The organism is Nocardioides salsibiostraticola (assembly GCF_054783655.1).
Genome location: NZ_BAAGQD010000007.1, coordinates 67,646 through 78,030 on the forward strand (window position 1 = coordinate 67,646; position 10,385 = coordinate 78,030).

The following is a 10,385-nucleotide window of genomic DNA, read 5'->3' on the forward strand; positions in this document are numbered from 1 at the left end:
ACCCAGGGGCCGCGCTCAGGCACACAACCCGAGGGAGGTCGCCAGTGCAGCCCTCGGCCGATCGGGTCGTGTGCCTTATCCCGACCCGGGGCCCGTGCTCCGGCACACAACCCGACAGACCGGAGGCTGCGCATGAGCGCCCCCGAACGGATCGTCGTGATCGGCAGCGGGATGGCGTCGACCCGATTGGTTGAGGAACTCCTCGCCCGCGACTGCGCTGGTCACATCACGGTGCTCGGCGACGAGCCGCACGCGCCGTACAACCGGATCCTGCTGTCCGCGGTCCTCGAGGGCACCCACCGGGTCGATGCGCTGACCCTGCGGGAGCCTCGGTGGTACGCCGACCACGACGTCGATCTGCGGCTGAACACCCGGGTCCTCCGGATCGATCGGGAGCGGCGTGAGGTGATGCTCGTCGACGGAACCTGCCTGCCCTACGACCGACTCGTCCTGGCGACGGGGGCGATCCCCACCCTGCCTCCGATCCGCGGTCTGATCCGAGTGGACGGGCGTCTGCATGACCGCGTGCACGCCTTCCGGAGCCTGGATGACTGCCTGCGCCTCGACGCCGCCATCTCGACGCCGACCGGTGAGACCCCCGCCCGTCGAGCGGTCGTGGTCGGCGGGGGGCTGCTCGGGCTCCAGGTCGCCCGGGCTCTGAGCATCCGGGGACTCCAGACCGAGATCGTCGAGGGCGGCGAGCACGTGTTGAGGGCCCAACTGAGCACCGCGGCCGGCGGTGTCCTGGCACGAGAACTCACCCGGCTCGGGACCACCGTCTACACCGGAGCCCGCGCCGTGCGGTTGCGCGAATCGAGCAGTGGAGTGGGGCTGCAACTCGACAACGGCTTCACCTTGGAGACCGACCTCGTCGTCCTCACCGCCGGCGGTCGCCCGTCGACGGCGCTGGCGCGAGGAGCCGGCCTGAGTGTCCGCCGCGGCGTCCTGGTCGATGACCAACTCGCCAGCATCGACGACCCCGACATCCACGCCCTCGGAGACTGCGCCGAGCACCTGCTGGACGGCCCGGGCGAGCGGCCCAGCGAGCGGCTCAGCGAGCGGCAGGGTGTGACCACAGGGTTCGTCCCGCCGGCTTGGGAGCAGGCTGGTCTGCTGGCAGCTCACCTCACCGGTGCCGAAGCTCAGTACCGCGGCAGTCGATCAGTCGCCCGGTTGCGCGCCACCGGCCTGGACGTCGCCGTGCTCGGTGACCCGAGCAGTGCGGGCGAGGTCGTCGAGGTCTCCAACCCGATCCTCGGGTCGCATCGACGGCTGGTGGTTCTCGACGGCGTGATCGTCTCCGCGACCCTGGTCGGGGACCTGTCCCGGATCGGTCTGATCACGCAGTACTACGACCGGGGCACTCGCCTGGCCGCCCACGAGCCGGGCGCGCTCCTCATCGGCGACAAGGTCGCCCCTCCCTCCCGTCTGCCCGACGACGCCGAGATCTGCGCCTGCGCCGGAGTCTCGGCCGGAACCATCCGGGCCTGCGGCTCGCTCGCCGAGGTCCGGGAGTCCACCCGCGCCACCACCGGCTGCGGCGGCTGCGCGCCGTCGGTACGCCAACTGCTCGCTACCCGACCCACCCTCACCGGATCGACCCAGGAGACCCGATGAACCACATCACCCCGCCCCGCGAACGAGACGCGGTCAACACCCGCAGGACCTTGGTCGTGATCGGCCATGGCATGGTCGGCCACCGCTTCGTGCAGGCGGCCATCGAGCGGGGTCTCCCCGAGTTGTACGACGTGGTCGTCATCGGCGAGGAGCCTCAGGCCGCCTACGACCGGGTGGCCCTGACCTCCTTCTTCGAGGTGGGCGCCGATGAACTCTCCCTCCTGCCCGGCGGGGTGTACGACGACCCCCGGGTGCGGCTGGTCCTCGACACCGAGGCCACGGCGATCGACCGGGACGCCCACACCGTGCAACTCGCCGACGGTGAGGTCCTGGTCTACGACGAACTCGTCCTCGCCACCGGTGCGGCGCCGTTCATCCCCCCGATCCCGGGTCGCGACCTGCCCGGCTGCTTCGTCTACCGGACGATCGCGGACCTCGAGGCGATCCGCGAGGCGGCCGTGGGGGCTCGTGTGGGTGCGGTCATCGGCGGTGGATTGCTGGGGCTCGAAGCGGCCAACGCGTTGGTCCAACTCGGACTCGACACCCACGTCGTGGAGATGGCGCCTCGGCTGATGCCGGTCCAGGTCGACGATGTCGGTGGCGCGACGCTCACCCGTCACATCGAGGGTCTGGGGCTGAAGGTCCACACCGGTGCGGCCACAGAGGGCGTGCTGGGTGACACCCACGTGACCGGGCTGGGGCTGCGGGACGCGGACCCGATCGACGCCGACATCGTCGTCTTCTCCGCGGGGATCCGTCCACGCGACGCCCTGGCCCGAGCGGCCGAGCTCGACGTGGCCCCGCGTGGCGGCGTACTGGTCGACGAGCAGTGCCGCACCAGCGACCCGCACGTCTGGGCCATCGGGGAGTGCGCGGCCCCCGGCGGGGTGATGTACGGACTGGTCGCACCCGGCTACGCGATGGCCGAGGTGGTGGTCGACGCGCTGCTCGGCGGTCCGGGCGCGTTCACCGGGGCCGACATGTCCACCAAGCTCAAGTTGCTGGGGGTCGACGTCGCCTCCTTCGGCGACGCGTTCGCCGTCACCGAGGGCGCGTTGGAGTTGGTCTACGCCGACGCGGTCGCCGGGCACTACAAGAAGCTCGTGGTCAAGGAGACCGCCGCCGGCGACGGGTACGTCCTGCTGGGCGGGATGCTCGTCGGGGACGCCTCGGCGTACGGCGTCCTGCGACCGATGGTCTCCAGTGGGGACGACGGCGCAGCGACCGCGATCAGGCTCCCCGACAACCCTGAGGAACTCATCCTTCCTCCGCGTAGCGGCTCCGCGGGGGTAGAGCTGCCCGACGAGGCGGTCGTCTGCTCCTGCAACACGGTCACCAAGGGCCAGATCATCGAGGCGGTCAGCCTGGGCGACGAACCGTGCGCGGACGCGGCGTGCGTGACGCGTTGCACCCAGGCCGGCTCCACCTGTGGGTCCTGCAAGACCACGGTGAAGAGCATCGTGGAGAAACACTTCGCGGCCCAGGGTCTGGCGGTCGACAGGAGCCTGTGTGAGCACTTCGCGGTAACCCGCGCCGAGCTCTTCGAGGTGGTGGCGATCCACGGCTACACCTCGTTCGAGCAGATCCTCGAGGGGCACGGCACCGGTCGCGGCTGCGACATCTGCAAGCCGACCGTGGCCTCGATCCTGGCCAGCCAGATCGGGGAGCACGTGCTGGCTGAGGCGCACCGGACCCTGCAGGACACCAACGACGCCTACCTCGCCAACATCCAGCGCAACGGCACCTACTCGGTGGTGCCCCGGATCCCCGGTGGCGAGATCACCCCGGACGGTCTGATCGTGATCGGCGAGGTGGCCCGCGACTTCGGGCTCTACACCAAGATCACCGGTGGCCAACGGATCGACCTCTTCGGCGCCCGGATGGAGGAACTGCCCGCGATCTGGCGACGCCTGGTCGATGCCGGATTCGAATCCGGTCACGCCTACGGCAAGTCGTTGCGGACGGTGAAGTCGTGTGTCGGTTCGACCTGGTGCCGGTACGGCGTCCAGGACTCCGTCGGCCTCGCCATCGCCCTGGAGCTTCGCTACCGGGGTCTGCGATCACCCCACAAACTCAAGGGCGGGGTCAGCGGCTGCGCACGCGAGTGCGCGGAGGCGCGGTCGAAGGACTTCGGGGTGATCGCGACCGAGAAGGGCTGGAACCTCTACGTCGGCGGCAACGGGGGCGCCACGCCCGTGCACGCCCGCCTGCTTGCCGGTGACCTCGACACCGAGACGTTGGTGCGCTACCTCGACCGCTACCTCATGTACTACATCCGAACCGCCGACCGGCTCCAGCGCACCGCCCCGTGGGTGGAGAGCCTCGAGGGAGGACTGGAACGGGTGCGGCAGGTCGTGGTCGACGACGTGCTCGGCCTCGGCTCCGAACTGGAAGCGGCGATGGCCCGCCACGTCACCGGGTACGTCGACGAGTGGGCGGCCACCCTGGACGACGAGGACAAACTGGAACGCTTCGTGTCCTTCGTCAACGCGCCGGGCACTCCTGATCCCCACATCACCTTCACTGAGGAGCGCGGCCAGATCCGGCCCGGAGAGCCGGCCGGCCCGGTCTCGCTCGGGGACACCATCCCGGTGGGTGCCCCATGAGCGCCGAGGTGGATGCGGGCGTGAATCTTCGCTCGGTGACCGGCACCGTCGTGTGCCTGTTGGACCAGATCGAGGTCGAGGGCGGGGTCGCCGCCCTGGTGCGGGGGGAGGCGGTGGCGGTCTTCCGCACCCACGACGATCACCTCTACGCCCTGTCCAACTACGACCCCTGCGCGGGTGCCTCGGTCCTGGCCCGAGGGATCGTCGGGACCCGCGGAGGCGTTCCGGTGGTGGCGAGCCCGATGCACAAGCAGTCCTTCGATCTGCGCACCGGGATCTGCCTGGACGCGCCCGCCGGTTCGCAGATCGCGGTCGCGACGTACGACGTGGGTGTCGACGCTCACGGGGTCGTCCTCGTGGGAGAGCGGCGTACGTCGGGGACAATGGGTTCATGAGCGACTTGCCCGGCAGCCCCGGGCCCCTCTCCGGGTTCCGGATCGGCGTCACCGCCGCGCGCAAGGCCGAGGAACAGGTCACCCTGTTTGAGCGCCGGGGGGCAGAGGTCGTGTGGGCGCCGGTGTTGTCCATGGCCGCCAACCGGGTCGAGGACGCGTCCCTGAGGCCGGCGACCGAGGACGTCCTGGCCCGCCCGGTCGACATCTTCCTGGCCACGACCGGGATCGGGATGCGGGCCTGGTTCGGTGCGGCCGAGTCCTGGGGGCTGCTCGATGACCTGCTGGCGCATCTGGGGCAGGCGGAGATCTACGCCCGTGGACCCAAGAGCGTCGGGGCCCTGCGTCGACGCGGTCTGCGGGAGCTCTGGTCGCCTGCGTCGGAGGAGTTCGACGACGTCCTCGACCGGCTGCGCGGTCGCGACCTGCGCGGGAAGCGGATCGTGGTCCAGGAGCACGGCCAGTCCCTGTCGATGGCCGCACACGCGCTGCGGCGGCAGGGTGCGGAGGTGACCACGGTGACGGTCTACCGGACGATGGGCGCCGAGGACCCCGAGCCGATGTTCCACCTGATCGACCAGATCGCCGATCGGGAGTTGCAGGCGGTCACCTTCACCTCCGCCCCGGCGGTGGCTGCGCTGATGGATGCCGCCGGTTCGACGGGCCGTCGGGACGAGGTCGTGTCCGCGATGCAGGCCGAGACGTTGGCCTGCTGTGTCGGACCGGTGACCGCGGCCGCCTTCGAGATGTGGGGTGTGCCCTCGATCTACCCCGAACGCTCCCGACTCGCGGCGATGATCAAACAGGTCGAGCTCGAGTTGCCGTCGCGAGCGGCCGGTCTGACCCTGCACCTGGCCGGTCACACGTTGCTGCTCCACGGCGACACGGTGGTGCTCGACGGCGCCGAGGTGCGGCTCTCGCCGGCACCCTTCGCGGTCCTCCAGGCCCTCCTCGTCAATCCCGGTCACGTGGTGTCCCGCCGCGATCTGCTCGCCGCCCTGCCGTCCGGAACGGCCGGTTCGGAGCATGCGGTGGAGATGGCGGTGGCCCGGCTGCGGTCCTCGCTGGGCACCCGGAGCGTGCAGACCGTCGTCAAGCGGGGCTACCGCCTGGCCTGCGACGATCGGTGAGTCGGCGCAAGTTGACGCAACTAGCGCCGACTCAGGCAGTTTGAGGCGTCAATTAGCGCCGACTCGCGGGTCGGCGGAGGCGGGGCGGTCTACCGTTTCCCACGTGAGATCCATGAGTGAGGGAGACCGATGACCAGGCCGATGTTGGTGACCGTTGCGCACGGGACCCGCAACAGCAGCGGGAACGAGGTGGCGGCGCGGATCACCGACGCGGCTGCCGCTCGGCTCGGGGTGCCGGCGGTGACGGCGTACGTCGAGTTGTGCGACCCGCTGTTGGCCGACGTGATGACTGGTCTCGAAGGGCCGGCGGTCGTCGTACCGCTGCTGCTGTCGACCGGCTTCCACATGACCAAGGACCTACCCGAAGCCGTCGCCGGGGCGAGTGCCCCGGTTGTTCTGGGACCCTCCTTCGGTCCGGACCCGTTGCTGGCCGACGCCCAGGTGGCGCGGCTCCTCGAGGCGGGGGCGGTGCGGAACAGGCCGTTGGTGATGGTGGCGGCGGGGTCCAGCGACCCGGCAGCCACGGCTGATCAGATGGCCGCGGTCGACCTGCTCGCGCGCGCCTGGGTGGCCCCGGTGTCCCTGGCGACGCTCACCGGGATCGGACACCGACCCTCCGAGGTGGTCCGACCGGGGGACGCGGTCTCGCCGTACCTGCTCTCGCCGGGGTTCTTCGCCGACCGTGCCGGGCGTGACCTGCCGCCCGGGACCGTGGTCGCCGACGTGATGGGGGCGCACTCGTCGATCGTCGATCTGGTCTGTGAGCGATACACGGCCTTGGCTCGTGAGTTCCACCCACCTGGTGCACGGGATTCGCGAGCTAAAGGCTAGGTCGTACGACGAGCGGCGGCGTACCGTCACGGCATGAACCTCTCCTCTCGGCTCGCCATCTCCGGGTCCCTCGTCCTGGCGCTCGGCGTACTCCCGCCGTTCGTGGGGACCGCGACCTCAGCCGGTGAGACCTGTCAGGGCCAGCCGGCCACGATGGTCGTCACAGAGGACGGGGCCGACGTCGTCGGCACGTCCGGCCCGGACGTGGTGGTGATCGATCTCCCGGTGGGCACGGCCTCGGTGGACACCGCCTCCGGTGACGATGTGGTGTGTGTGCGCGGTGAGGGCTACAGCGTGACCCTGGAACTGCGAGCCGGAGACGACACCGTCGTCGTCGAGGAGGGTGCTGCATCCTCCTCGGTGCGGGCCTCCCTGGGCCAGGGGATCGACACGTACGTCGGTGGGCCTGGTCGGGACGACGTGACGGCAGCCGGAGAGTCGTTCTCTCGGGACACCGGCGACTCGGTGACCACCGGCGACGGCAACGATCGCCTCAAGGTGACCGGACTGGTGGGTGCCGTGGACATGGGCGCCGGTGACGACTACATCGACCTGTACGAGGTCACGCTCAGCGAGGGGATCGACGCCGGCGACGGGATCGACACCCTCGCGGTCCTGGGAATGAATGCCCGTGTCGACATGCGCGGCGAGCGGTTCCGGGTCAACGGTTCGGGAGGGGTCGACCTGCGTGGCGTGGTGAAGCTACGGCTCCGGGTCGAGAACGCCGACGTCCTCGGCGCCGGTGACGACAACTTCTTCTCAGTGTCCGCATGCAAGGCACGCGTCAAGGGTGGTCGGGGGGACGACATTTTCGTGAGTTCTCGACTCCAGGAGAGGATCTCCGACTGCTCGTCCGGTGGCACCTTTCGCTGGTTCGGCAATCAGGGTGACGACGAAATCCGGGGAAGCCTCAAGGACGACGAGATCTTCGGCGGACCCGGCAACGACATCATCGACGACGCCAGGGGCAACGACCGCGTCAGCGGCGGAGGCGGTAATGACCGGATCTACGTAGCCAGTGGAGCCGACGTGGTTTTCGGTGGCAACGGGAACGACGCCCTGCTCGGAGGCACCGGTGACGACCGCATCTACGGCGGCGCGGGGCGCGACAAGGCCGTCGGTCATGCCGGCCGTGACACGTGCGTCGCCGAGATCAGGCGCTCGTGCGAGCGCTGACCTACGACCGCCGCATGCGTCTCACCCCTCGGCTCGCGGTAGCCGGGTCTGTCGTCCTCGCGCTCGGCGTCCTTCCCCCGTTCGTCGGCGCGGCCACCTCGGCCGGTGAGACCTGTCAGGGTCAGCCGGTCACGATCATGCCCACTGATGCCGAGCGGAACGTCGTGGGCACCCCTGGGCCCGACGTCGTCCTGATCGATCTCCCCGATGCGCGGACCGTCGTGGACACGCTGGCCGGTGACGACCTGGTCTGCGTGCGGGGTGAGAAGTACGACGTCATCCTCGCGGTAGGGGACGGAGACGACTCGGTGCTGATCGAAGGCGGCAGCCCGTTCAAGCAGTTCGCGCAGGTCGAAGCGGATCTGGGTCGCGGGTCCGACACCTATGTGGGCGCCGGAGGCGACGACGTGGTCACCACGGGCGAAAGCTTGTCGACGGCTCCCGATGGCGCGGATGCGGTGTCCACGGGGGACGGCCATGATCGCGTGTTCGTTACCGGTGTTGTCGGCTCCGTGGACCTGGGCAGCGGTGGCGACCGCCTCACCTTGCGCAGCCCGACGTTCACTGCGCCGATCCTCACCGGGACCGGACGCGACTCCATCAGCGTCGAGGAGGTGAGCAGCGGGTCGACCTGAGGAAGAATCTGCTGCGGATCGATGAGTCCCCCGCGATCTCACTGAAGGGCATCGCCGCCGAGGTCCAGGTCGTGGCCCGCGACGCCACGGTGATCGGCAATGCTGCCAACAGCATCTTCCGGGTGACAGCGTGCCGGGCGGTCGTCAAGGGCGGCCGGGGTTCGGACCAGATCTACGCCGGCAGCGGGTTCGCAGAACTCAACTGCACCGGAGAAGTCAGCCAGCGGTGGTTCGGCAACCAGGGCGCGGACGGCATCCAACTCGGGGGCCGCGACGACGAGGCGTTCGGTGGACCCGGCAACGACATCATCAACGGCGCCCACGGCGCCGACCGGATCAGCGGCGGTGGTGGCGACGACATCCTCGTCGGCGCAGCCGGTCCCGACGTGATCTTCGGGAGCAATGGGAACGACAGCCTCTTCGGTGGCCCGGGGGCCGACCGCCTCTACGGCGGCGTCGGCCGTGACCGGGCTCGCGGCTCCACGGGTCTCGACCGGTGCGCCGTGGAAATCGAGAGCGGTTGCGAGCGCTGACCGACCGATGAGCCACTAACTCGCGAATCCCATCCACCAGGTGCGTGCCCTTCGCAAGTCAAGCGTCAGCGGAAGTCGATCAACAACATCGCGTCGTCATCATCGTCGTCGTCGTCATCGCGACGATCCCGCGGCGGGTCAACGGGACGCACCCGTTCGACGGTGTCGTCGCTGAGCCGGGCGCCAGGGGCCCTGGACTCCTCGGTGCGAGGAGCCAGATCGGGCAACGGTTCCTTGGTGGAGGTGTTCTGGTTGAGGCTCGACGCATCCAGAATCGCCAACGGGCGGAGGAGATCCGCCTCGACCGTGCGGCCCGTCGAGGGACGAGGAGCCGGGCGGGCGGCTGCGGGCGTGGACCGGGCGGCCGCAGCGGCCTCAGCGGGTGAAGGGACGGGCTTGCGGACCTTGACGACCCGGGCGCGGAAGCAGTTGGCGACGTAGGGAAGCTGCATGCCGTCCATGCCGCGGCCGTACCCGTCGTAGAAGTCGATCAGCTCGGCCTTCTTCTCCTCCTGCGCCGCCTCGTCGAGGACGGCGATGTGGGAGCGGGAGCGGACCAGGTCCCAGATGGTCTTGCGGTTGACGGTCTGCCAGTGCTTGTGGCGCTCGTTCTCGACCATGATGAACTTCATCGAGTCCTTGAGAGCTGCTTCGGGCAGATGATGGTCCTTGGGACGCGGCTCGTCGGCACCGATCAGGCGGCCGAACTTCTTGACCCACGGGATCGATTCGTCGCGCTCGTTCCACACCACCGAGAGCCGACCGCCGGGGCGCAGGACTCGGACGATCTCCGGGATGGCGCGCTGGAGATCGAACCAGTGGAAGCACTGGGCGGCGATGACCACGTCGTAGCTGCTGTCGGGGGCCGGGATCTCCTCGGCGCTGCCGAGCGAGGTGCGTACGTCGGGGAAGCGGCTCTCGAGGACGGCGAGCATCTCCGTGTCCGGGTCGGTCGCATGGACATCGTGTCCCAGAGCCACCAACTGAGCGGTGAACTTGCCCGTGCCGGCTCCTAGCTCGAGGACCGAGACCTGCTCGGGGGAGGTCAGCCACTTCGCCGCGCTGGCGGGGTAACCCGGCCGGCCGCGGTCATAGGAGTCCGCCACGGCGCCGAAGGACAGCGCGTGTCGGGAGTCGGGAGTGGGCTGGTCGGTCATCGTGGCTCACATTATCGCGTGCGGGGTGGGGATCCGGCGCGGCGCGGCGGCCTGACGGTGGTTGAGGTGCGCGAGCCGCTGAGCCCCAGCCGTCCCTGACGGTGGTTGAGGTGTGAGGGCCGCCAGGCCCGAGCCTCGAAACCTGGTTCCTGACATGGCCGGGTTCGCGTTGACGGAACCGGGTTTCGAGGCTCCTCGCTGGCGCTCACTGGTGCACCATCGGGTTGTCGGTGGTTCCAGATGAGCTGCCGGTACACCCCTGGTCCCTACCGGGCCACCGCCTGCTGCGCGTGATTCTCGAGATCCAC

9 protein-coding genes are annotated in these 10,385 nt (G+C 69.6%); 8 read left to right on the forward strand and 1 reads right to left on the reverse strand.

Annotated features, from left to right (window positions below; genetic code table 11):
* The first annotated feature begins 132 nt into the window (after window positions 1-132).
* From ACYVLV_RS06130 to ACYVLV_RS06165, 8 genes are all read left to right on the forward strand, one after another.
* The gene (locus tag ACYVLV_RS06130) at window positions 133-1,617 is read left to right on the forward strand and encodes an FAD-dependent oxidoreductase (RefSeq protein WP_460808501.1); all 1,485 of its coding nucleotides are present in this window, start codon (window positions 133-135) and stop codon (window positions 1,615-1,617) included.
* On the forward strand, window positions 1,614-4,223 hold the full coding sequence (nirB, locus tag ACYVLV_RS06135) for a nitrite reductase large subunit NirB (RefSeq protein ID WP_460808503.1): 2,610 nt from the start codon (window positions 1,614-1,616) through the stop codon (window positions 4,221-4,223). The genes ACYVLV_RS06130 and nirB overlap by 4 nt, the downstream gene beginning before the upstream one ends.
* A complete protein-coding gene (nirD, locus tag ACYVLV_RS06140) occupies window positions 4,220-4,618 on the forward strand; it encodes a nitrite reductase small subunit NirD (protein ID WP_460808506.1) in 399 nt (132 codons plus the stop codon). Before nirB ends, nirD begins: the two co-directional genes overlap by 4 nt.
* Window positions 4,615-5,745 (forward strand): uroporphyrinogen-III synthase, encoded by a 1,131-nt coding sequence (locus tag ACYVLV_RS06145; RefSeq protein ID WP_460808508.1) that lies wholly within the window; start codon window positions 4,615-4,617, stop codon window positions 5,743-5,745. Before nirD ends, ACYVLV_RS06145 begins: the two co-directional genes overlap by 4 nt.
* Window positions 5,746-5,874: 129 nt before the next feature.
* Window positions 5,875-6,576: a sirohydrochlorin chelatase gene (locus ACYVLV_RS06150; protein ID WP_460808510.1), complete on the forward strand. Its 702-nt coding sequence runs from the start codon at window positions 5,875-5,877 to the stop codon at window positions 6,574-6,576.
* A 33-nt stretch (window positions 6,577-6,609) separates the two neighbouring features.
* On the forward strand, window positions 6,610-7,752 hold the full coding sequence (locus tag ACYVLV_RS06155; protein ID WP_460808511.1) for a calcium-binding protein: 1,143 nt from the start codon (window positions 6,610-6,612) through the stop codon (window positions 7,750-7,752).
* A gap of 14 nt (window positions 7,753-7,766) precedes the next feature.
* Complete coding sequence (locus ACYVLV_RS06160) at window positions 7,767-8,387, forward strand: hypothetical protein (protein WP_460808513.1); 621 nt, start codon at window positions 7,767-7,769, stop codon at window positions 8,385-8,387.
* Between the two features lie 71 nt (window positions 8,388-8,458).
* Window positions 8,459-8,920: a calcium-binding protein gene (locus ACYVLV_RS06165; RefSeq protein WP_460808514.1), complete on the forward strand. Its 462-nt coding sequence runs from the start codon at window positions 8,459-8,461 to the stop codon at window positions 8,918-8,920.
* Between the two features lie 65 nt (window positions 8,921-8,985).
* Here ACYVLV_RS06165 and ACYVLV_RS06170 read toward each other — a convergent pair whose 3' ends face one another.
* On the reverse strand, window positions 8,986-10,077 hold the full coding sequence (locus ACYVLV_RS06170; RefSeq protein ID WP_460808516.1) for a class I SAM-dependent methyltransferase: 1,092 nt from the start codon (window positions 10,075-10,077) through the stop codon (window positions 8,986-8,988).
* Window positions 10,078-10,385 lie beyond the last annotated feature (308 nt).

Coding starts and splice junctions, on each gene's coding strand:
- ACYVLV_RS06130 (WP_460808501.1), top strand. CDS start 133: ATGAGCGCCCCCGAACGGATCGTCGTGATCGGCAGCGGGATGGCGTCG.
- nirB (WP_460808503.1), top strand. CDS start 1,614: ATGAACCACATCACCCCGCCCCGCGAACGAGACGCGGTCAACACCCGC.
- nirD (WP_460808506.1), top strand. CDS start 4,220: ATGAGCGCCGAGGTGGATGCGGGCGTGAATCTTCGCTCGGTGACCGGC.
- ACYVLV_RS06145 (WP_460808508.1), top strand. CDS start 4,615: ATGAGCGACTTGCCCGGCAGCCCCGGGCCCCTCTCCGGGTTCCGGATC.
- ACYVLV_RS06150 (WP_460808510.1), top strand. CDS start 5,875: ATGACCAGGCCGATGTTGGTGACCGTTGCGCACGGGACCCGCAACAGC.
- ACYVLV_RS06155 (WP_460808511.1), top strand. CDS start 6,610: ATGAACCTCTCCTCTCGGCTCGCCATCTCCGGGTCCCTCGTCCTGGCG.
- ACYVLV_RS06160 (WP_460808513.1), top strand. CDS start 7,767: ATGCGTCTCACCCCTCGGCTCGCGGTAGCCGGGTCTGTCGTCCTCGCG.
- ACYVLV_RS06170 (WP_460808516.1), bottom strand. CDS start 10,077: ATGACCGACCAGCCCACTCCCGACTCCCGACACGCGCTGTCCTTCGGC.